Source organism: Mesorhizobium sp. P171375 (genome assembly GCF_057786075.1).
The window spans coordinates 3,022,163-3,044,317 of sequence record NZ_JBYNWF010000001.1; the positions used below are offsets into that span (position 1 = coordinate 3,022,163).

Annotated in this window: 15 protein-coding genes; 3 read left to right on the forward strand and 12 right to left on the reverse strand. The window is 64.1% G+C overall.

Annotated features, from left to right (window positions below):
- Window positions 1–136: 136 nt before the first annotated feature.
- The 3 genes from ACYHH6_RS14420 to ACYHH6_RS14430 all read left to right on the forward strand — a co-directional run bounded on the left by ACYHH6_RS14420 (window position 137) and on the right by ACYHH6_RS14430 (window position 6,434).
- Entirely contained in the window at window positions 137–3,277 is a 3,141-nt protein-coding gene (locus tag ACYHH6_RS14420; RefSeq protein ID WP_352584387.1) for an efflux RND transporter permease subunit, read from the forward strand.
- A 117-nt stretch (window positions 3,278–3,394) separates the two neighbouring features.
- Window positions 3,395–4,888 carry an aldehyde dehydrogenase family protein gene (locus tag ACYHH6_RS14425; protein WP_352584388.1) on the forward strand — a complete coding sequence of 498 codons (1,494 nt, stop codon included), beginning with the start codon at window positions 3,395–3,397 and terminating at the stop codon, window positions 4,886–4,888.
- 190 nt (window positions 4,889–5,078) lie between these two features.
- Window positions 5,079–6,434, forward strand: a complete 1,356-nt coding sequence (locus tag ACYHH6_RS14430; protein WP_352584390.1) for an LLM class flavin-dependent oxidoreductase — start codon at window positions 5,079–5,081, stop codon at window positions 6,432–6,434.
- A gap of 94 nt (window positions 6,435–6,528) precedes the next feature.
- Here the strand turns inward: ACYHH6_RS14430 and ACYHH6_RS14435 are convergent, their stop codons facing one another.
- The 12 genes from ACYHH6_RS14435 to ACYHH6_RS14490 form a co-directional block, all read right to left on the reverse strand.
- Complete coding sequence (locus tag ACYHH6_RS14435; protein WP_352584392.1) at window positions 6,529–8,238, reverse strand: trimethylamine N-oxide permease; 1,710 nt, start codon at window positions 8,236–8,238, stop codon at window positions 6,529–6,531.
- Between the two features lie 527 nt (window positions 8,239–8,765).
- Entirely contained in the window at window positions 8,766–11,135 is a 2,370-nt protein-coding gene (locus tag ACYHH6_RS14440; protein ID WP_352584394.1) for a trimethylamine N-oxide demethylase, read from the reverse strand.
- Between the two features lie 194 nt (window positions 11,136–11,329).
- Entirely contained in the window at window positions 11,330–11,953 is a 624-nt protein-coding gene (locus ACYHH6_RS14445; protein ID WP_352584396.1) for a sarcosine oxidase subunit gamma, read from the reverse strand.
- The gene (locus tag ACYHH6_RS14450) at window positions 11,946–14,924 is read right to left on the reverse strand and encodes a sarcosine oxidase subunit alpha (protein WP_435053242.1); all 2,979 of its coding nucleotides are present in this window, start codon (window positions 14,922–14,924) and stop codon (window positions 11,946–11,948) included. Before ACYHH6_RS14450 ends, ACYHH6_RS14445 begins: the two co-directional genes overlap by 8 nt.
- 238 nt (window positions 14,925–15,162) lie before the next feature.
- Window positions 15,163–15,438, reverse strand: coding sequence for a sarcosine oxidase subunit delta (locus ACYHH6_RS14455; protein WP_352584398.1), 276 nt, complete (start codon window positions 15,436–15,438; stop codon window positions 15,163–15,165).
- Window positions 15,439–15,448: 10 nt separating this feature from the next.
- Window positions 15,449–16,702 carry a sarcosine oxidase subunit beta family protein gene (locus ACYHH6_RS14460; RefSeq protein WP_352584400.1) on the reverse strand — a complete coding sequence of 418 codons (1,254 nt, stop codon included), beginning with the start codon at window positions 16,700–16,702 and terminating at the stop codon, window positions 15,449–15,451.
- A gap of 36 nt (window positions 16,703–16,738) precedes the next feature.
- The gene (gene glnT / locus ACYHH6_RS14465; protein WP_112565777.1) at window positions 16,739–18,046 is read right to left on the reverse strand and encodes a type III glutamate--ammonia ligase; all 1,308 of its coding nucleotides are present in this window, start codon (window positions 18,044–18,046) and stop codon (window positions 16,739–16,741) included.
- Between the two features lie 31 nt (window positions 18,047–18,077).
- Window positions 18,078–19,406, reverse strand: a complete 1,329-nt coding sequence (locus ACYHH6_RS14470) for an FMN-binding glutamate synthase family protein (protein WP_192256103.1) — start codon at window positions 19,404–19,406, stop codon at window positions 18,078–18,080.
- Between the two features lie 6 nt (window positions 19,407–19,412).
- On the reverse strand, window positions 19,413–20,141 hold the full coding sequence (locus ACYHH6_RS14475) for a GltB/FmdC/FwdC-like GXGXG domain-containing protein (protein ID WP_352584402.1): 729 nt from the start codon (window positions 20,139–20,141) through the stop codon (window positions 19,413–19,415).
- A 4-nt stretch (window positions 20,142–20,145) separates the two neighbouring features.
- Window positions 20,146–21,042: a class II glutamine amidotransferase gene (locus ACYHH6_RS14480; protein WP_352584404.1), complete on the reverse strand. Its 897-nt coding sequence runs from the start codon at window positions 21,040–21,042 to the stop codon at window positions 20,146–20,148.
- Between the two features lie 85 nt (window positions 21,043–21,127).
- Window positions 21,128–21,439, reverse strand: coding sequence for a hypothetical protein (locus ACYHH6_RS14485; protein ID WP_352584406.1), 312 nt, complete (start codon window positions 21,437–21,439; stop codon window positions 21,128–21,130).
- Complete coding sequence (locus ACYHH6_RS14490; RefSeq protein WP_352584408.1) at window positions 21,436–22,122, reverse strand: hypothetical protein; 687 nt, start codon at window positions 22,120–22,122, stop codon at window positions 21,436–21,438. Before ACYHH6_RS14490 ends, ACYHH6_RS14485 begins: the two co-directional genes overlap by 4 nt.
- Window positions 22,123–22,155: the final 33 nt, after the last annotated feature.

Sequence of the window (22,155 nt, forward strand, 5' to 3'; positions counted from 1 at the left end):
CATCGATCCACGCGTCCCACCGCGATGAGAGTCTCTCCCGCTCGGAAAGCCTCGCCGCCCGGAAGCCAGCATCGGAATTCCCTGAAGCCGCATGCCAAGGGTATGCGCTCACGATCAACGAATTGGACTGACGCCGATGACCACCACCAACGACAGCAGTGAAAAGCGGCCTTTCAATCTTTCGCGCTGGGCCATTGGCCATCCTTCCATTGCGCGCTTCCTGTTCGGCCTGATCATCATCGCCGGCGGGCTCGGCCTGATGCGCATGGGCCAGAAGGAAGATCCCGATTTCACCTTCCGCGTCATGGTCGTCCAGGCGATCTGGCCTGGCTCCTCGATCCAGGAGATGGAGGACCAGGTCGTCAACAAGATCGAGCGCAAGCTGCAGGAAACGCCGCATCTCGATTTCGTCCGCTCCTACACGCGCGCCGGCAGCGCCATCATCACCGTCCAGATCAAGGGCGACGCCAATGCCGAGGAGGTGAAGGACGCCTTCTATCAGGTGCGCAAGAAGGTCGGCGACATCTCAGGCGACCTGCCGCAAGGCCTGCTCGGCCCCTATTTCAACGACGAGTTCGGCGACACCTTCATCACGCTGCATTCGATCAGCGGCGATGGCTACTCCTATCCCGAGCTGAAGAAGTTCGCCATCCAGGCGCGCGACATGCTGTTGACGACACCGGGTGTCGAGAAGGCCGTCATCATCGGTGACCAGCCGGAGAAGATCTATATCGACATCTCGTCCAAGGCGCTGGCCGAACGCGGCCTGACGCTGACCGACCTGCAGAACGCCATCAAGGGCCAGAACAATGTCGATCCGGCAGGCTCCGTCGACACCGGCCTGCGCTCGGTGCGCATCTCGGTCGAAGGCGACGTCACCAAGGCAGCCGACATCAGGGAATTGCGTCTGCGCGCCGGCGGCCAGGTGACGCGTCTCGGCGACATCGCCACCGTGTCCTCCGGCCTTGAGGATCCCTATCAGCGCAAATACCGCTTCAACGGCCACGAAAGCGTCCAGGTCGGCGTCGTCATGGCCAAGGGCTTCAACGTCACCGATGTCGGCAAGGATGTCGAAGCAACCTACAAGCGCTTCGAAGAGGCGCTGCTGTACGGTGTTTCGGTCGACCAGATCTCCGACCAGCCGGAGGTCGTGCGCGATGCGGTGAAGGAGTTCATGGAGGCGCTCGGCGAAGCGCTGCTGATCGTGCTTGCGGTCTCGCTGCTGTCGATCGGCTGGCGCTCCGGCCTGGTCATCGCCATCGCCATTCCGCTGGTGCTCGCCGCCACCTTCGCCATCATGTACGAGCTAGGCATCGACCTGCAGCGCATTTCGCTCGGCGCGCTGATCATTGCGCTGGGTCTCCTCGTCGACGACGCCATGATCGTCGTCGAAATGATGGAACGCAAGCTGGAGGAGGGGCTGGTCAAGATCGAGGCGGCGAGCTTCGCCTATTCCTCGACCGCCTTCCCGATGCTGACGGGCACGCTGATCACCACTGCCGGCTTCATCCCGGTCGGCTTCGCCGCCTCGACGGCCGGCGAATATGTGCGCACGCTGTTTTACGTCGTCGGCATCGCGCTGGTCGTGTCCTGGTTCGTTGCGGTCTATTTCACGCCGTGGCTCGGCTACATGATCCTCAAGCAGCGCAAGCATGCCGGCAATCATCACGATGCCTTCGACACCGGTTTCTACCGGCGGCTGCGCGCCACGGTCGGCTGGGCGGTGCGCCATCGCATCATCGTTCTGGTGATGACGCTGGTCACCTTCGCCACCAGCCTGTGGGCGTTCCAGTTCATCCCGCAGAACTTCTTCCCGCAGTCGTCGCGTCCCGAAATCCTGGTCGATCTCTGGCTGCCTGAGGGAACCTCGATCAAGGAGGTCGAGACGCAGGCCAAGGCGCTCGAATCGAGGATGATGGACGACAAGGACAAGCGTTTCATCGCCACCTATATCGGCGAGGGCGCGCCGCGCTTCTTCCTGCCGCTCGACCAGCAATTGCGCAATCCCAACTTTGCCCAGCTGCTGGTGATGGCCAATGACGAGCCGGCCCGCGAGCGGCTGATCCTCAAGCTGCGCTCCATTCTGGCGCAGGATTTCCCCTCGATCCGTTCCAAGGTCGATCGCCTGTTCCTCGGGCCGCCGACCGGCTGGCCGGTGCAGATGCGCGTCATGGGACCTGACCGCCAGGAAGTGCGCCGCATCGCCGACCAGGTGAAGGCCAAGTTCGCCGAAAATCCGCTGCTCGCCGCAGTCCATGACGACTGGCTGGAGCCGGTGCCGGCGATGAAGCTGGTCATCGACCAGGATCGGGCGCGTGCGCTCGGCGTCACCTCGCAGCGCATCCGCCAGATGCTGCAGGCATCGATGTCTGGCACGTCATTGGACGACTTCCGCGATGGTGAGGAGACGGTGTCCATCGTCGCCCGCGAACCGGACGCCAGCCGCAACCTGCTGTCCTCGGTCGACTCGGTCTATATACCGACCGACTTCGGCGGCTTCGTGCCGCTGTCGCAGGTGGCCAAGGTGGTGCCCGTGCTCGAGCAGGGCGTCGAATGGCGCCGCGACCGCCTGCCGACCATCTCGGTGCGCGCCACACTTCCGGACGGCGTGCAGTCGAACGATGTCGTCACCAAGCTCTACAACGACATGCAGGGCATGCGCGCCGGTCTGGCGCCTGGCTACAAGATCGAGATCCAGGGCGGTGCGGAGGATTCTGCCGAGAGCCAGGCTTCGATCGCCGCCAAGGCGCCGGTCATGCTGGCCGTCATCGTCGTGCTTTTGATGATCCAGCTGCAGCATTTCGGCAAGGCGATGCTGGTGCTGGCCACCGGCCCGCTCGGCATCATCGGTGCGGCGGCAGCGCTGTTGATCAGCGGCGCGCCGTTCGGCTTCGTCGCTATCTTGGGCGTCATCGCGCTCCTCGGCATCATCATGCGCAACTCGATCATCCTGGTCGACCAGATCGACCAGGACATCGCGAGAGGCATGGACCGATCGGAGGCCATCATCGGCTCGGCCGTGCGCCGTTTCCGGCCGATCGTGCTGACGGCGATGACGGCGGTGCTGGCGCTGATCCCGATCTCGCGCGCCGTGTTCTGGGGCCCGCTCGCCTACGCCATGATGGGCGGCATCCTGGTCGCCACCGTGCTCACCATCCTGGTGCTGCCGGCCGGCTATGCGCTGTTCTTCGGCCGTGAGCCGAAGAAGGCCAACGAGCCGGCTGGCGAGGCGGTGCAGGACAATAAACAGCCGCAACTGGCCCTGGCCGCCGAGTGAGCGCTGCTGGCGCATAGGATGCGCTCTTGGAAAAATGCTACAACGCCGTACGTTTGACGTGCGGCGTTGTGGCGTCCTGATGGCCATGATGCCCCGTCTGTTGCGTGGAGGATGATCATGACCCTGGCCCAGACCTCGATCGCCCTGCGCCTGCCGATCGACGGACGCCATCGCCAGATGTTCATCGACGGCGCCTGGGTCGATGCTGCCTCGGGCCAGACCATGGAGACCCGCAATCCGGCGACCGGCGCGGTCATCGCCACGGTGCCGCGCGGCGACCGTCAGGACATAGACATTGCGGTGGCCGCAGCGCGAAAAGCCTTCGACGGTCCTTGGAGCCGGTTCAAGCCCTATGAGCGGCAGGTGCTGCTGCTGAAGATCGCCGATCTCTTCGAAAAGCACTGGGAAGAAATCAGCCGCTCCGACACGACGGATATGGGCATGCCGATCGTGCGCACCCGCGCCAACCGCAACCGTGTCATCGGCATGCTGCGTTACTACGCCGGCATGGCGACGGCGCTGCATGGCGAGACCATCGACAATTCGCTGGCGGGCGAGATCGTTTCGTTCACCCGCAAGGAGCCGGTCGGCGTCGTTGGGGCCATCATTCCGTGGAACGCGCCGACCGCGGCGTCGATCTGGAAGATCGGCCCGGCGCTCGCCACCGGCTGCACCATCGTTTTGAAACCGTCGGAAGAGGCGCCGCTGACGCCGCTGCTGATCGCCGACATCATGAACGAGGCCGGCGTGCCGGCAGGTGTCGTCAACATCGTCACCGGCACCGGCTCCGAGGCGGGCGCCCCACTTGCCGAACATATGGGCGTCGACAAGATCGTCTTCACCGGCTCGACCGCGACCGGCCAGTCGATCGTCCGCGCCTCGGCCGGCAATCTGAAGCGCGTCTCACTGGAGTTGGGCGGCAAGTCGCCGGTCATCGTCTGCGCCGACGCCGATCTCGACAAAGCCGTGCCGGTGGCAGCGATGTCGGTGTTCGCCAATTCCGGCCAGATCTGCATTGCCGGTTCGCGCCTGTTCGTCGAGCGCTCCATCCATGACGAGTTCGTCGCGCGGCTCGCCGCTTATGCGGAGGGGCTGAGGATCGGCGACGGGATCGATCCGGCGACCGAGATCGGCCCGCTGGTTTCGGTGCGGCAGCTCGAACGTGTGACGGGTTATCTCGAAGCCGGAGCAGCCGAGGGTGCCAAGCTGGTCACAGGTGGTACCCGCCTGACGCAGGGCGCGCTCGCCGCCGGCAATTTCGTCGCGCCGACCGTCTTCGCCGGCGTCTCCGACGACATGAAAATCGCGCGCGAGGAAATCTTCGGTCCTGTCATTTCGGCGCTGCCCTTCGACACGCTGAACGAAGCCGTCGAGCGCGCCAACAACACGCCCTACGGTCTTGCCGCCGGGGTGTTCACGCAAAACGTCGCCACCGCGCACCAGCTGTCGCGAAAGATCCGCGCCGGCTCGGTCTGGGTCAACACCTATCACGCCATCGATCCGGCGGTGCCCTTCGGTGGCTACAAGATGAGCGGTTACGGCCGCGAGGGTGGCGCAGAGCATCTCGGCGAATATCTCAACACCAAGGGCGTGTTCATCAAAATAGATTGAACGGCAGCCCACACAAAAATGCTCCGCGACGCGGGTTTCGCAAAACAGGATTCCTTTCCAGCACGGCAAAGCCGTCCGATCTTGGCGATATATCGGAGCGCGGGCATGATCCCAAAAAGTGGGTCCCGGTTTTTGGAAAAGATCATGCTCCAACAAAGGATCGCGCTCGTCCACCTCAGGTGATCATCCCATGGCAGACAACAAGCAATTGCGGCTCGGCGCCTTCATGCGCCCGGTCAGTCTTCACACCGGCGCCTGGCGCTATCCCGGTTCCTATCCCGACGCCAACTTCAACTTCGCGCATCTGAAGCGCTTCGCGCAGACGCTGGAAGCGGCCAAGTTCGATGCTTTCTTCATGGCCGACCATCTGGCCGTGCTCAACATGCCGATCGAGGCGCTGCGGCGCAGCCACACGGTGACGTCGTTCGAGCCATTCACGCTGCTGTCGGCGCTCGCCGCCGTCACCGACCATATCGGCCTGGTCGCCACGGCATCGACGACGTTCGATGCGCCCTACCACATTGCCCGGCGCTTCGCCTCGCTCGATCATATCAGCGGTGGCCGCGCCGGCTGGAACATCGTCACCACGTCCAATCCCGATGCGGCGCTGAACTTCGGTCTCGACGAGCATGTCGAGCATGACGAGCGCTACCACAACGCGCGGGAATTCTACGATGTGGTGACCGGCCTGTGGGACAGCTTTGCCGACGATGCCTTCATCCGCGACGCTGAAAGCGGGCTCTATTTCGATCCCGCGAAGCTGCATGTGCTGGACCACAAGGGCGAAAACCTCTCGGTGCGCGGCCCGCTCAACATTGCGCGCCCTGTGCAAGGCTGGCCGGTCATCGTCCAGGCCGGCGCCTCGGAAGCGGGACGGCAATTGGCGGCCGAAACGGCTGAGGTCATCTTCGCCGCTCATTCCGATCTCGCCGCCGGGCAGCGCTTCTTTGCCGATGTCAAAGGCCGGGCGCAAAAACTCGGCCGCGATCGTGACGATATCAAGATCCTGCCCGGCGCCTTCGTCATCGTCGGCGACAGCGTCGAGGAGGCGCGGGCCAAGCGGGCGAAGCTCGACAGCCTGGTCTATTATGAGAGCGGCATCGCCTCGCTGTCGATCGCGCTCGGCCATGACGCGGCCCACTTCGATCCCGATGCGCCCTTGCCTGAAATCCCCGAGACCAACGCCTCGAAGAGCAGCCGCGAGCGCGTCATCGAACTCGCGCGGACCGAGAACCTCACCGTGCGCCAGCTTGCCCAGCGGCTTGGTGGCTATTCCGGCCTTGCCTTTGTCGGCACGCCGAAGACTATCGCCGACGCGATGGAGGAGTGGCTGCTTGCCGAGGGATCCGACGGCTTCAACGTCATGTTCCCCTACCTTCCCGCCGGGCTCGACGACTTCGCCGAGAAGGTGGTGCCGGAACTGCAGCGTCGAAGGCTCTTCCGGCGCGAATATGAGGGCACGACCTTGCGCGAGAATCTCGGCCTGAAGCGGCCGCCGAACCGGTTCTTCGAAGGCTCCGAAGCGGCCATCCGCAAGGCTGGCTGACAAGGCTGGCCGAGACACTCTCAGATGCGATGCATTTGTGCAAAAAAGGAATGGGCGCGCCGAAGCGCGCCCATTCCTTTTCAAGCCGTCATTTTCAGATGACGAAGTACCAGTTGGCTAGCAACATCACCACCACGCCTGCGACCAGCGTCAGGTAGGGCAGCATGCCTGCCTTTTTGACCGACAGGTCGGCTCCCGCCATGCCGAGATCGGCCAGCATGTGGTCGGGGAACTTGCCCTTGTCCTGGACGTAATGCCGGTAGCAGAACACCGGAATGATCAACGCAGCCGTGATCAGGCCGGCCCACAGCGCCATCGGGTTCCACACCTTGGCGCCGGCGCCCATGAAGATGGCGTTGACATAGGCGAAGATGGCGCCGACGCCGAGCAGCCAGCTCGGCGCCTTCCACGGCCGATTGATGTGGCCGTTGTCGATGCGGTGGATCCAGCCGGCATTGAGGTTGAGGAAGTTGAAGATGATGTAGCCGCAATTCGACACGGCGAGGATGAAGAAGAAGCTCGTCGCGTCGGCCGAGGCGATGGCCAGCACGATCAGGTTGAAGACGAGGTCGGTCCACATGGCGCGGGTCGGCGCGCCGTGCTCGTTGACGTGGCTGAGATAGCGCGGCAGCCAGCCGTCAACCGAGCCCTGGTAGAGCGTGCGCGACGAACCGGCCATCGCCGTCATGATGCACAGCACCAGCGCCAGGATCATCAGCATCACCAGGAGGCTGTGGATCAGCGCGCCGCCGCCGACCATGCCGGCCAGTGCATCGGCGACGCCGGAGCCGTCGACGATCGGCGTCGCCAGCATGCCGTTCAAACCCAGCACGCCCTGGAAGGTGAAGGGAACCAGGATGAACAAGAGCATGCAGAGCAGGCCGGAATAAAAGATCGCCTTGAAGGTGTCGGTGCCCGGGTTTTTGAACTCGGAGGTGTAGCAGATAGCCGTTTCGAAGCCGTAGGTCGACCATGCCGCGATGAACATGCCGCCCAGCACCAGCGTCCAGCCGGGAATGTTCCATGAGCCAGGCTCCGGCGCGTAGGCTGCGGCCAGCGGCACCAGCGGCGAGAAATTCGCCCAGTTGATCTGGCCGGTGACGATCGGCACGACGCCCACGATCAGCATCGGGATGATGACCAGCAGGCCGATATACTTCTGCACATTGGCGGTGCCCAGAATGCCGCGATGCTGGATCGAGAAGATGATCAGCATCAGCACCGCGCCGATGAAGAAGGTTGCGTTGAGGGTGAAGGAAACCGGACCCAGCGTGTGGCTCCACAGCGTCCAGGTGCGGATCGCCGGCGTGGCCGCCGCGGTCACTGCGGCTATCGCATCGGCAGGCGCCGTCCCGGCATGCGCGGCGATATAGGCGACGACATCGGGCGACGCCTCGGTGACGAGCGGCACCGGCGCCAGCGCGTTGAGGATGTAGGCGGCGGCGATCGAGCAGCCGAGCGACAGCACCGGCGACCAGGCGAACCAGTTGCACCACACCGACAGCGGCGCAATGAGCTTGGAGTAGCGCAGCCAGGCGGTGGCGCCGTAGATCGAGGCGCCGCCCGACTTGTTCGGGAACAGGCCGGCGATCTCGGCATAGGTGAAGGATTGCAGGAAGCCCATGATCATGGACACCGTCCAGATGAGGAAGGCCAGCGTTCCGGTCGTGCCGGCAATGCCGCCGATCGAAAACAGGACCAGGGCCGGAACGCCGCTCGCCACCCAGAAGGCGCCGCGCCAGTCGATATGCCTGAGCAGCTTGCTTTCGGCAGGCTGCTCGAGGGCCGTGCTAATGGAGCTCATGTCTGTGAATTCCCCTTTTTCGCTGTTCCCGCCGGCGATGCCTCGACTGCGCGAAGCTTGTTCCCCGGCAAATGACCTTCACGACTCCGGTGTTTCCACTCAGTCGTATTTTTTTCTTAACAGTGAAGATTGATCCGACGCGCTTTCACGTCAAGCGATTTGTGATGTCGTGCACATCACGCTTGCGCGCGTGTGCGGCAGGCCCAGTATCAGCATCACTTTGAGGCCGCCGTCATGAGCCAAGGCATCGCATCAGACGAAGGTGAGATTCCGGCCAGTGTTGGAGGCCACCAATTATCGAAAGTCGGCGCCGCCCCTCATCGCCCTGCCGGGCACTTCTCCCCGTATAGTGACGGGGAGAAGTGGGCTGGCCGCAACGCTGGCACTCTTCTTGCGACGCCGATGGTTGACGAAATCGGCGAGACAGCGCTCCTCTCCCCGTCACTATACGGGGAGAGGATGCCGGCAGGCAGGTGAGGGGCAGCGCAAACGCTTGGAAAATCGAAACCTGGAGCGATTGCTTCTCGTCAGGAACGCGGTCTGGTCTTCTGCGGATCGTAATGGGCGAAGGCCACCACGCGCGCCGGCAGCCGCTTGGCATGGCCGTCCAGCTTGCCGATTTCGACCTCCGTGCCGACAGCGGCGTGAGTGACGTCGAGCCTCGCCAGCGCGATGTTCTTGTTCAATACGGGAGAGCGCATGCCCGAGGTGACGACACCGATCTGGGCACGGCCGACATGGACGCAGTCGCCATGGCCGACGGCGACATTGCCGTCGATGTCGAGGCCGACGAGCTTGTGCTGCGGGTACTCCTTGCGCCGGATCAGCGCCTCGCGACCGATGAAGTCGTCGGTCTTGGTCTTCAGCGGCACGGTGAAGCCAATGCCGGCCTCGAACGGATCGGTCTGGTCGGAGAACTCGTAACCGGCGAAGATCAGCCCGGCCTCGATGCGCACCATGTCGAGCGCCTGCAGGCCCATCGGTTTCAGCCCATGCGGCTGGCCGGCTTCCCAGATGGCGTCGAACACTTTTTCGGCGTCGCGCGGATGGCACCAGATCTCATAGCCGAGTTCGCCGGTATAGCCGGTGCGTGACACCACGACCGGGATGCCGTTGCCGCCGCCGATGCGCGCCACCGCAAAGCGAAACCATTCGAGCTCGTCGATCGATGGCTGCACAGGCGAGGTCCAGATGACTTCCCGCAAAATGTCACGGCTTTTCGGCCCCTGCACGGCGACATTGTGCATCTGGTCGGTCGATGAGCGCACCAGCACGTTGAGGCCGAGCCTCGATGCGGTCTCGCGCAGCCATTCGCCCGAGAGATCGTCGCCGCCGACCCAGCGGAAATTGTCCTTGCCGAGCCGCAGCAGCGTGCCGTCGTCGATCATGCCGCCATGCTCGTAGCACATGGCGGAGTAGACGACCTGGCCGACGCCGAGCTTCTTGACGTCGCGGGTCAGCGTGTATTGCAGCAACGCTTCGGAATCCGGGCCAGTGACCTCGAACTTGCGCAGCGGCGACAGGTCCATGATCACCGCATCCTGCCGGCACGCCCAGTATTCAGTGATAGGCCCTTCCTTGGCGAAGGAATTGGCCAGCCAATAGCCTCGATATTCCACGAAGTTGCGGGTGTGCTTGGCGAAGCTCGAATGAAAGGCTGTCTCGCGGGTCATTTTCGGTTCCGAATCGGGCGTCATTCGTCTGGCGATCGCTCGCGAGAATTTGTGCTGACCGGAATAGGTCCGCACATGGATGTCGGTGAGGTCCCAGCCATTGGCTGGCGTCGTGTCGTCGGGGCAGGCGGAGGAAACACAGACGATGTCGGTCAGCGCCCGCAAGAGCACATAGTCGCCGGCCCGCGACCATGGCTCGTCCGACACCATGACGCCATGCGCGTCGATCGCCGTGTTGAAGAAGAAGTTGATCGCCATCCAGCCCGCGCGCGGCGTCACGCCCTTGTCGGCCAGCGCGCGATTGAAGTTCTCCGAGCAGTTGGTGTGGCCGGGATAGCCGATGTCGTCGTAATATTTGGCGGCACAGGCGAGCGCGAAGGCATCATGGCGGCCGCATGTGTCCTGCACCACCTCGACCAGCGGCTCCATGTCCTGGTCGTAATATTTCGAATGCAGGCCGGGCATCGGGTAGCTCGATCCCATCAGCGTGCGCGTCGTCGTCACGTCGAGCGGGTGATCGCGGCCCTTGTCCAGCTTGCGTGCCGAAAAACACTGGAAGTCGGTGCACTGGCGGCCGTCGACATCGATGATCTGCAGATAGTCGCCGGCCTTGACGAAGTAGGATTCGGCGGTTGCCGAATGCACCCTGAGATCGAGCACCGGATCGGCGAGCGGATCGGCCAACTCAGACTTCGACTTCAGGCGCACCGTGGCGCGGCGCACCATGACGGTGAGCGGCGTCGCCGTGTCATGGCCATCGACCAGCATCGGCCCGCCGGGAGCGGCGATTAACATCGCGCCGTCACGCGCAACAGTGAAGGTCTGTTCCGTGGCGGCGGGCGTGGCGCCGCCGAACACGCGCACCGCCTTCGCCTGGTCAAGCTGCACCTGGCGGCGCTCGAGCCCGCGGCGCACGGAAGCGAGGGTATCATCCCCCTGCGACAGCAGCGCCTTGATCCCTGCGGCATTGCCGTTGGATTTTTCGCCGAGGATGGAAGGGTCGGTCGCGCCTGACTTGTCCCAGGCCAGCAGTTCGCAAGCCTGGCCGCCCTCGACATTGCGGACGGTGAACGTGTCCCCAGCCTCGACCTCGATCAGCACGGCGCCATTGCCCTTGATCGTATAACGCTCCATGCCGGGCGGCAGCACGATCTGGCCGGGCCGCAGGATGAGGCTCGGTCGGGGCGGTCCGGCTGCGATAGTGGGGTAGGGCGACTGGCTCATCTCAGCCTTGCGGTTCGAGAAACAAGTTTGCCTGTGTGTGAAATTATTTTAGCTGTAAGAATAGCAGCGCGGTTGCGTTTGGCAAGGCGGGGGAGTGCTTCTTGCCTTCTCCCCTTGTGGGAGAAGGTGGATCGGCGCGTAGCGCCGAGACGGATGAGGGGTGGGTGACGGATCGCCGTCGGCGCGCACAAGCGCTACGCCAAGTCCTCGGAATGGCCAATCGCCACGCCATACTCCGCAGCCGAATCCAGCATCGTGTGCCAAAGGCTCTCGGCAAAAGTCGCAAACACCAGAACGTTGAACACGGCCAGTCCGTCACGATCCTTCCCCCGCCAGAGCGTGACACTGGTGTGGTCCATCGAGGTGGCCGCCGCCGCGCCAACCGGAAATGCATCAGGATGCAAATCGATCGACGACAGTTTCGCCAGCATCGTCCGCGCCTTGGTGCCGGAGATGCTGATCAGCACCCGCGCATGTGACTGGTCGGAAAGCGAAGCCGAAGTCGCGAAGGCTGGGGCAAGCGCCCCAATCCCATGCTTGCCACCCTTCGACAGCACAAAGAACTGATCCGGTCCCGACCAGATCAGCGTTGCATCCGACGTGCCGACCGCCTTCGGTGTTTGCGGAGCCCCCACACCGAAGCGTGCCTTCGCCGCCTTGGCCATGTCGGCCGCCTTGCCGCGTCGCGCCATCACCTGGACGAGGTCGAAGTTGCGGATCTCGGTCAGTGACACGCCGGCATCGCCCCGTGCACCATAAGCGCCGGTAACAAGCGCCCGGTCGAGCGGGCTTCGAACATCCCAGGAAAACTCAGCCACGCTGGCGCCCTCCATCCGGATCGTAGAAGACGGGATTGCAGAGCTCGACATCATAGTCCTCGCCGCGCAGCGGGTCGTGCGCATGCACGATCTCGCCGATGCGCTCGCGGCCACGTTCGACCAGGCCAAGCCCGATCCAATGGTCGAGTGTCGGCGAGAAGCAGACCGAGGTGACGTAGCCCTGGTCATTGTCGGGGCCGGGTGTCTGCCCTTTCGGAATGATGTGCGCGCCGGAGCGCAGGCGCCTTGCCTTGTCGACCGGCTTGATGCCGACCACGACCTGCCGGTCCGGCGCCACCAGCGCCTCGCGGCCGGCCATGACGCGACCGATAAAATCCTTCTTGGTCGACATCATCTTGCCGAGGCCGAGATCGGCGGCCGTCGTCGTGCCGCTCAGTTCCGGTCCGGCGACATGGCCTTTTTCGACGCGCATGACGCCGAGCGCTTCAGTGCCGTAGGGTGTCACGCCGAAGGGCTTTCCCGCCTGCATCAGATTGCGCGCCATCGCCTCGCCATAGCGCGCCGGCACCGAAATCTCGAACGCCATCTCGCCGGAGAAGGAGATGCGAAACAGTCTCGCCTTGATGCCGCCGCGCAGCGCCACTTCGCGCGCGCCCATGAACGGAAAACCTTCGTTGGACAGATTCTGGGCGGGATCGACGATCTCCTTCAAGAGGTCGAGTGTCTTCGGCCCCGCGATGGAGAATTGCGCCCACTGGTCGGAGACCGAGGTCAACTGCACGTCGAGTTCCGGGAACAGCACCTGCCGGCAGAATTCGAGATGCTGCATCACCAGCCCGGCCTTGCCCGTGGTGGTGGTCAGGAAATAGTGATCTTCGGCCAGACGCGAGGTCGTGCCGTCATCATAGACCAGGCCATCCTCGCGCAGCATCAGCCCGTAGCGCGCCTTGCCGACGGCGAGGTTGGAGAAGGTGTTAATGTAGACGCGGTCGAGGAAAGCGCCGGCATCCTTGCCGTGCACGTCGATCTTGCCGAGCGTCGAGACATCGCAGAAGCCGACGCCACCGCGCACCGCCTTGACCTCGCGCGTCACGGATTCCAGCCAGTCCTTCTCGCCGGCACGCGGATACCATTGCGCGCGCTTCCACAGGCCGGTGTCGACGAAGATCGCGCCCTGTTCGGCGGCCCAGTGATGCGAGGGCGTCAGCCGCGTCGCGTGAAAATTCTCGTCGCGATGATGGCCGGCGAAAGCGCCGATGGCGACGGGCACGTAAGGCGGCCGGTAGATCGTCGTGCCGGTCTCGGGGATGGATTTGCCGGTCATAGCCGCCATGATGGCGAGGCCGGCGACATTCGAGGTCTTGCCCTGGTCGGTGGCCATGCCGAGCGTGGTGTAGCGCTTCAGATGCTCGACCGATTCAAAGCCCTCGCGCTGTGCCAGTTCGATGTCGGACGCGGTGACGTCATGCTGCTGGTCAACGAAGGCCTTGCCCTTGCCGGTGACATGCCAGAGGGGGGTCAGCGAAAAGGCCTCGTCATCGGCGACAGGCGTCGATCCTTCATTGCCGGTACGGCCGGCGTCACGCGCGGCTGCCGCACCCGCTTCAAAACCTTCGCGCAGGCAGGCGCCAAGGCCGAAAGCACCGTTGGCGGCACCCGCCGCGACAATGCCCGGCGGCGCGCCGTCGGGCACGAAGGCTGAGATGTCGTCACGCCATTTCTGCCGCCCGCGATGGTAGGAGGTGAGGCCGACCGCGGGGTTCCAGCCACCGGAAACGGCAAGCCCGTCTGCTTCGACTTCGGCGCGCGCGCCGCCGGTCAGCGACACCGAAATCTTGCGCACGCCGTCCTTGCCGCCGTCGACGCCGCTGACCGAGCCGTGCAGCACGGTGAAGCCGTTTTTGGATGCCAGCGAGCGATGAGCAGGGGAGACATCCGGCCGCGCGTCGATCACCGCCGCGATCTGCAATCCGGCTGCGAGTGCGGTCTCGACTGTGTGCCAGCCATTCTCATTGTTGGTGAACAGTGCGATCCGTCTTGCGGGGGTGGCGGCATAGCGCGCGACATAGGTCCGCATGGCCGAGGCCATCATCACGCCGGGCGTGTCGTTGCCGGCAAAGACGATGGGTCGTTCGATCGCGCCGGCGGCGACGACGCAGCGCTTGGCCACGATCCGCCACAGCCGCTGCCGCACCTCGTGCTCGGGCGGCGTCGGCAGATGGTCGTTGACGCGTTCGATCGCGCCATAGGTGCCGCCATCATAGACGCCGAACAGCGTCGTGCGCGTCATGAGGCGGACATCGGGCATCGAGCCAAGCTCGGCCAGCGTGCGTGCCAGCCACTCCGCCGCCGGCAGCCCGTCGATCGTGCCGCCATCCGACAGCAGGCGGCCGCCGGGGACAAAATCTTCTTCGCACAGAATGACGTGCGCACCGCTGCGGCCTGCTGCGAGTGCGGCGGCGAGACCTGCCGGGCCGGAGCCGGCGATCACCACATCGCAATGCGCCCAGGCTTTGTCGTAGTGGTCGGGATCGGGGGTTACCGCAGCGCGGCCGAGACCCGCGGCGCGGCGGATCGCCGGCTCGTAGATCATCTCCCAGAACTTCGCCGGCCACATGAAGGTCTTGTAGTAGAAGCCGGCGACGAAGATCGGCGCGAACAGCTGGTTGACCGACATCACATCGTGGCGCAGCGACGGCCAGCGGTTCTGGCTTGCCGCTTCGAGCCCCTCATAGAGTTCGGCCGTCGTCGCCTTGGTGTTGGCCTCGCGCCGTGCGCCTGTGCGCAACTCGACCAGCGCGTTGGGTTCTTCCGAGCCTGCGGTGAGAATGCCGCGCGGGCGATGGTATTTGAACGAGCGGCCGACCAGCTTCACGCCGTTGGCGACCAGCGCCGATGCCAGCGTATCGCCCTGGAAGCCGGAGAATGTCTCGCCGTCGAAGCGGAAGTTGAGCGGCGTGGACCGGTCGATGAGGCCACCGGAGGTGAGGCGATGGGATTGAGAGGTCACGATGTCCAGCCTCTCGATTTGATGTCATCGCGAAGGGTAGCGCTGCCCCTCATCGCCCTGCCGGGCACTTCTCCCCGCATAGTGACGGGGAGAAGGGGGCTGGCCGCAACGCCGCCCTCCTTCTTGCTGCGCTGATGATTGGCGAAACCGTTGGCAAGAGCGCCCCTCTCCCCGTCTCTATACGGGGAGAGGATGCCGGCAGGCAGGTGAGGGGCAGCGCTGACGTGGCCAAAATAGCTCATTTCGCAACCTGCCTCGCACCGGCGCCCGCCGCTGCTTCCACGGAAGAAATCTCGTGCGTCAGCGTGTTGCGGGTGACTTTCAACCAGGCCCGGCAGCCGCCGCCATGGTACCAGTTCTCACTCATCACGCCGGCGACGTTGTCGCGCAGATAGACATAGTCGTAGACGGCCTCTTCGCCGGCGTCCGCGGCGGGCCGCACCGGCTTGGCGTCGCCGAGATAGCTGAACTCGCCGAGTTCGCGTTCGCCGCAGAAGGGACAGACAATACGCATCGAGCCGTCCTCAGTGCAGGTTCGGTTGGGCGCCCTGGCCCTTTTCGTCGATCATGGCGCCACGCTGGAAGCGATCGAGGCGAAACCGCGCCGCCTCCTTGTGCGATTCATCGCGGGCCAGAAGATGGGCAAAGACGAAGCCTGAGCCCGGCGTCGCCTTGAAGCCGCCATAGCACCAGCCGGCATTGAGGTAGAGGCCGTCGACCGGCGTCTTGTCGATGATCGGCGAACCGTCCATCGACATGTCCATGATGCCGCCCCACTGGCGCAAGAGCCGCACGCGGCCAATCATCGGGATCAGCGCCATGCCGCCTTCGCAGACATCTTCCATCACAGGCATGTTGCCGCGCTGCGCATAGGAATTGTAGCCATCGATGTCGCCGCCGAAGACCAGCCCGCCCTTGTCCGACTGGCTGACATAGAAATGCCCGGCGCCGAAGGTCATCACGCCTGGAATGAGCGGCTTGATCGCTTCCGAAACGAAGGCTTGCAGCACATGGCTTTCGATCGGCAGGCGCAGGCCCGCCATCGCCGCGACGCGAGAGGAGGAACCGGCAACTGCCATGCCGACCTTGCCGGCGCCGATCTTGCCGCGCGAGGTCTCGACGCCGGTGACCTTGCCGTTACCGTCCCGGACAAAACCGGTGACCTCGCAATTCTGGATGATGTCGACGCCGCGTTCGCTCGCCGCATGCGCATAGCCCCATACCACCGCGTCATGACGCGCCGTGCCGCCGCGCCGCTGCAGAAGGCCACCCTGCACGGGAAAGCGCGCATGGTCGAAATTCAGGAACGGCAGCATCTTCTTCAGCGCCGCCTGGTCGAGCAGTTCGGCATCGATGCCGTTGATGCGCATGGTGTTGCCGCGCCGCGCGTAGGCGTCGCGCTGGGCGTCGGAATGGTAGAGGTTGAGGACGCCGCGCTGGCTGACCATCGAATTGTAGTTGAGGTCCTGCTCCATCCGCTCCCACAGCTTCATCGACAATTCGTAGAAGCCGGTATTGCCGGGCAGGCCGTAATTGGAGCGGATGATGGTGGTGTTGCGACCGGCATTGCCGGAGCCGATCCAGCCCTTTTCCAGCACCGCGACGTTTCTGATGCCGAACTCGCTGGCGAGGAACCAGGCGGTGGCGAGCCCATGGCCGCCGCCGCCGATGATCACCACATCGTAGTGGTCTTTCGGGCTGGCATCGCGCCAGGTGCGTTGCCAGTTCTTGTGGCCGGAAAGGGCGGCACGGGCGAGCGAGAAGATCGAGTATTTCATCAGGTCATTCCGAGGTCGCTCGCCTCACGCCGAACATCAGATGTCCAGCGTGTGGTCGCGCTCCCATTGCGTGAAGTGCGAAGCATAGGAATTCCATTCCTGGTGCTTCAGCTTTAGGTAAGCCGACGAGAATTCCTCACCCAGCGCCGCCTTGAGCGATTTGTCCTTGTCGAACTCGCGCAGCGCGTCGAGCAGGTTGAGCGGCAGCTTCGGCGCGCCCTTCACCGTGTGGCCGTTCTGGTACATGTCGATGTCGTAGCGCTTGCCGGGATCGGCCTTGGAGCGGATGCCGTCGAGACCGGCGGCAATGATGACGGCCTGCAGCAGATAGGGGTTTGCGGCACCGTCCGGCAGCCGCAATTCGAAGCGGCCGGGGCCGGGCACGCGCACCATGTGGGTGCGGTTGTTGCCGGTCCAGGTCACCGTGTTCGGCGCCCAGGTGGCGCCCGAAATGGTGCGCGGCGCGTTGATGCGCTTGTAGGAATTGACCGTCGGATTGGTGATGGCGGCCAGCGCCGAGGCATGTTTCATGATGCCGCCAAGGAAATTCTTGCCCTTGGCCGACAGGCCAAGCTCCATCGCATTGTCGGCAAAGACATTGGTCTTGCCTGCTTTGTCCCACACAGAGATGTGGGCGTGGCAGCCATTGCCGGTCAGGCCCTGGAAGGGCTTCGGCATGAAGGTGGCGCGCAGGCCGTGCTTTTCGGCGACAGACTTGACCATGAATTTGAAGAACGAGTGCTTGTCGGCGGTCGCCAGCACATCGTCGAACGCCCAGTTCATCTCGAACTGGCCATTGGCGTCCTCATGGTCGTTCTGGTAGGGGCTCCAGCCCAGCGCCAGCATGTGATCGCAGATCTCCGCGATGACATCGTAGCGGCGCATCACCGCCTGCTGGTCGTAGCAAGGCTTCGAGGCCGTATCGTATTTGTCGGAAATGACGCTGCCGTCCGGTGAGATCAGGAAGAACTCGGCCTCGACGCCGGTCTTGACATGCATGCCGTCGGTGGCGGCTTCCGCAATCAGACGGCGCAGCGTGTTACGCGGCGCCTGCTCGACTTCCTTGTCGTCCATGATGCAGTTGGCGGCGACCCATGCGACATCGGGTTTCCACGGCAGCTGGATGACCGAATCCGGATCCGGCACCGCCAGCATGTCGGGATGCGCCGGCGTCAGGTCGAGCCAGGTGGCGAAACCGGCAAAGCCGGCCCCGTCCTTCTGCATGTCTGATATCGCCTGCGCCGGCACCAGCTTGGCGCGCTGGCCGCCGAACAGGTCGGTGTAGGAAATCATGAAATATTTGACGCCGTTCTCTTTGGCGAATGCGGCGAGATCGTTCCCCATTATAGTTCCTCGCATATTTTGACGTGATTTTTTAGAAGCCGTTCTTCCCCGGTATCCAGTTAGTGCCGGCCAGCGGCACACCGGCCATGGCGGCGGCTTCGATGGTGAGGGCGACGAGGTCCTCGGGCTCGAGATTGTGCAGGCTGTTCTTGCCGCACGCTCGCGCGATCGTCTGCGCCTCCAGCGTCATCACCTTGAGGTAGTTGGCGAGACGCCGTCCGGCGGCGATCGGGTCGACCCGCTTCATCAGCTCCGGATCCTGCGTGGTGATCCCCGCGGGGTCGCGGCCCTCATGCCAGTCGTCATAGGCGCCGGCCGTGGTGCCGAGCGCGTTGTACTCCGCCTCCCAGCGCGGGTCGTTGTCGCCGAGCGCGACAAGCGCCGCCGTGCCGATCGAGACGGCATCGACGCCGAGCGCCAGCGCCTTGGCGACGTCGGCGCCGTTGCGGATGCCGCCGGAAACGATCAGCTGCACCTTGCGGTGCATGCCGAGATCCTGCAGCGCCTGCACCGCCGGCCTGATGCAGGCAAGCGTCGGCTGGCCGACATTTTCGATGAACACTTCCTGCGTCGCCGCGGTGCCGCCCTGCATGCCGTCGACGACGACGACATCGGCGCCGGCCTTCACCGCAAGTGCCGTGTCGTAATAGGGGCGGGCGCCGCCGACCTTGACGTAGATTGGCTTTTCCCAGTCGGTGATCTCGCGCAGTTCGAGGATCTTGATCTCGAGATCGTCCGGCCCGGTCCAGTCGGGATGGCGCGAGGCCGAGCGCTGGTCGATGCCTTTCGGCAGCGTGCGCATTTCGGCGACGCGGTCGGAGATCTTCTGTCCCAGCAGCATGCCGCCGCCGCCGGGCTTGGCGCCTTGTCCAACGACCACTTCGATGGCGTCGGCGCGGCGAAGGTCGCGCGGGTTCATGCCATAGCGCGACGGCAGATATTGATAGACCAGCGTCTTGGAATGCCCGCGCTCTTCCTCGGTCATGCCGCCGTCGCCGGTGGTCGTCGAGGTGCCGGAAAGCGAAGCACCTCGGCCCAATGCTTCCTTGGCGGGACCAGAGAGCGATCCAAAGCTCATGCCGGCAATGGTGATCGGGATTTTCAGCTCGATCGGCTTCTTGGCATGGCGTGAGCCGAGCACCACGCTGGTGTCGCAGCGCTCGCGATAGCCTTCCAGCGGATAGCGCGAGATCGAGGCGCCAAGAAACAGGAGGTCGTCGAAATGCGGCAGCTTGCGCTTGGCCCCGGCGCCGCGGATGTCATAGATGCCGGTCGCCGCTGCGCGTCGGATTTCGGAGAGCGTGTAGTCGTCGAAGGTCGCGGATTTGCGCGGCGTCGTCGGCGGGTTCTTGTAGGTCATGCTGCCTCAATACGCGTCGGCGTTGTCGATATTGAAATTGTAGAGCGTGCGCGCCGAGCCGTAGCGCTTGAACTCCGACGGCTTGACGCCGGTCACGCCGGCGCGGTCGAGCAGGCCCTGCAACAGGTCGATGTGCTCGGCCCGCATCTCCTTGGCGATGCAGTCGGCCCCTAAGCTTTCGACCTTGCCGCGCACGAACAGCCGCGCCTCGTAGATGGAATCGCCCAGTGCATCGCCGGCATCGCCCAGCACCACCAGATTGCCGGACTGCGCCATGAAGGCCGACATGTGGCCGATATTGCCATGGACGACGATGTCGATGCCCTTCATCGAGATGCCGCAGCGCGACGAGGCATTGCCTTCGATGACCAGCAGCCCGCCTCTGCCGGTGGCGCCGGCATACTGGCTGGCATCGCCCTTGATGACGATCGAGCCCGACATCATGTTCTCGCCGACGCCGGGGCCGGCCGAGCCGTGCACGATGATCGTGGCGCCGTCATTCATGCCGGCGCAATAGTAGCCGACGCTGCCGCGCACATCGATGGTGACAGGCTGGTCGACGCCGACGGCGACCGAATGGCTGCCCTTCGGGTGCAGCACTTCCCACGCCGTCTCGTTGGAGCCGGGCGTCAGATTGTGCAGCGCCTGGTTGAGCTCGCGCAGCGACGACACATCGAGATCGAAGACCCGGGAGGCGTGGTCTTGCGCCACCTTCGAAAGTTTGGTTGCCGGCATGGGCTCAATGCTCCCAGAAATAGACGGTTGCGGGCTCTGGCTCCCAGACCCTCGCATTGTCTATGCCGGGCAGCTTGGTCAGCGCGCGATATTCCGAGCCGAAGGCGACATACTGGTCGGTCTCGGCCATGACGGCGGGCTTGCAGGCGATCGGGTCGCGCACCACGCCAAAGCCGTTCTTGGTGCCGACGACGAAGGTGAAGAAGCCGTCGAGGTCGGAAAGCGTGCCTTCCAGCGCCTCGCCGAGATTCTTGCCATGCGCCATCTGCGAGGAGAGATAGGCGGCAGCGACCTCGGTGTCGTTCTCGGTCTCGAAGGTCATGCCCTCGCGCCGCAATTCGCGCCGCACATTGTTGTGGTTGGACAGCGAGCCATTGTGCACAAGGCACTGGTCGGCGCCGGTCGAGAACGGATGCGCGCCCATCGTGGTCACGGCCGATTCCGTTGCCATGCGGGTATGGCCGATGCCATGCGTGCCGGTCATCGAGCGGACGTCGAAGCGGTCGACCACCGCCTCCGGCAGGCCGACTTCCTTGTATATCTCCACCGCTTCGCCGGCGCCCATGATGCGCACGTCGGGCCGGATCGACTGCAACGCTTCGCGCGCGGCGTCGACCTTGTAGGGCGCGGTCCTGAGTACGGCGTGCGTCGACTTCACCGCGATGCTTACCGGTGCGCCGATGGCCTTGGCAAGTTCGGCGTCCAGGCCGTGAAAATCGCGCTCGGGCTTGGCCGACTGGACGGTGATCTTGGCTTCGTTTTTGGAAGTGTCACCATAGATGGCGATGCCGGCGCTGTCGGGGCCGCGATCGCTGAGCGAGATGAGCATCTGCGACAGCATCGAGCCGAGTTGCGGCTCAAGCGACTTGTCCTTCAAAAAAAGTCCGACGATTCCACACATGTCAGCCTCCCGGCGTTTGCAGCTAAGAGATGATGTATCGAATGCGCTGTCCGAATTCAATCATATGAAAAAAATTTTCCTCTAGTTACGTATGCGGCTCAATGCCACTTTGTGCACTATCGCTGCCGGCGCGGGTACCGTGAACCCATTTAGCGGTGCGGATGCGGGCGATTTTGTAGGCGTCGAGAATCGACAGTGCATAGATCAGGAAGCCGCCCGCATGGCGGCCGATGAAGTTGGCGTCGGCCGGCGCGACCTTGGCCGTCACCCAGGCCAGGATGACCATGAAGAACAGGAACTGCAGGCCGCGCACCGGGACGCCCAGAATGACATGGCCGCTTGCCGGCAGGACGATAGCGGCGCCGAGCACCAGATAGGGATTTGTCGGTGCGCTCATGCCACCTGCCTTTCCTGTCGGTTGATGGCATCGCGCAGCCCCGAGGCCGACGCGAGCAGCCTTTCGACCAGCGCCGGTTCGAGCCTTGTGCCGAATGCCGCCTGCCGGAACACGCCGTAGCGGGCGCGTTCGGCCTCGGCCAGCAGCCAGACGATGCGCACACCGTTCGGCGTGATCAGCAGTTCCTTGGCGGGTCCTTCGGCAAAGATGTCCAGATGGCTGGCGATCAGGTTCTGCGGAAAGCGCGCGCCCCTTAAGTCTGTTCGCAGCACGGCTTCGGCCGGAAAACCCGGAGCTTTCGGCAGCGTGTGCTGAAGGTGATCGAAATTGGAGAAGGTGGTCGGCGATCCCGGCCGCATCATCATGTCGAAGGTCGCCGGCACCGCAACCGGTTCGGTGACCGAAACGCTGAGCCAGCGCGCCGGCAGTTTTCGCGTCGCCAGCGTGTCGACGATAGTGCGCACTTGCACGCGCCGTTCGTTCCACGAACCCACCCAGGTGACGACGCCAACCGTGCCATCTGAAATGTCGACGGCATCTGCGATGACGGTTCGGATGCTTGCAACCTCGGCGGCAAGAGCAGCCTTGGCCCTGTTGCGGCTGGCGCGCGCAAGCCAGGCGAGGTGCAGGACGAGAGCCAAGGCTATCGCCCCAGCCAGCAATGCTGTCGTCACGTCAGACACTCGTCACGCAATGCCTGCCCAAACCGGCAGGCC

Bases quoted from the DNA above. Each gene is read 5' to 3' on its own strand.
- glnT (WP_112565777.1), bottom strand. From the start codon at position 18,046: ATGGGGAACGATCTCGCCGCATTCGCCAAAGAGAACGGCGTCAAATAT.
- ACYHH6_RS14460 (WP_352584400.1), bottom strand. From the start codon at position 16,702: ATGAAATACTCGATCTTCTCGCTCGCCCGTGCCGCCCTTTCCGGCCAC.
- ACYHH6_RS14455 (WP_352584398.1), bottom strand. From the start codon at position 15,438: ATGCGTATTGTCTGTCCCTTCTGCGGCGAACGCGAACTCGGCGAGTTC.
- ACYHH6_RS14435 (WP_352584392.1), bottom strand. From the start codon at position 8,238: ATGAGCTCCATTAGCACGGCCCTCGAGCAGCCTGCCGAAAGCAAGCTG.
- ACYHH6_RS14475 (WP_352584402.1), bottom strand. From the start codon at position 20,141: ATGCCGGCAACCAAACTTTCGAAGGTGGCGCAAGACCACGCCTCCCGG.
- ACYHH6_RS14425 (WP_352584388.1), top strand. From the start codon at position 3,395: ATGACCCTGGCCCAGACCTCGATCGCCCTGCGCCTGCCGATCGACGGA.
- ACYHH6_RS14420 (WP_352584387.1), top strand. From the start codon at position 137: ATGACCACCACCAACGACAGCAGTGAAAAGCGGCCTTTCAATCTTTCG.
- ACYHH6_RS14480 (WP_352584404.1), bottom strand. From the start codon at position 21,042: ATGTGTGGAATCGTCGGACTTTTTTTGAAGGACAAGTCGCTTGAGCCG.
- ACYHH6_RS14440 (WP_352584394.1), bottom strand. From the start codon at position 11,135: ATGAGCCAGTCGCCCTACCCCACTATCGCAGCCGGACCGCCCCGACCG.
- ACYHH6_RS14470 (WP_192256103.1), bottom strand. From the start codon at position 19,406: ATGACCTACAAGAACCCGCCGACGACGCCGCGCAAATCCGCGACCTTC.
- ACYHH6_RS14430 (WP_352584390.1), top strand. From the start codon at position 5,079: ATGGCAGACAACAAGCAATTGCGGCTCGGCGCCTTCATGCGCCCGGTC.
- ACYHH6_RS14485 (WP_352584406.1), bottom strand. From the start codon at position 21,439: ATGAGCGCACCGACAAATCCCTATCTGGTGCTCGGCGCCGCTATCGTC.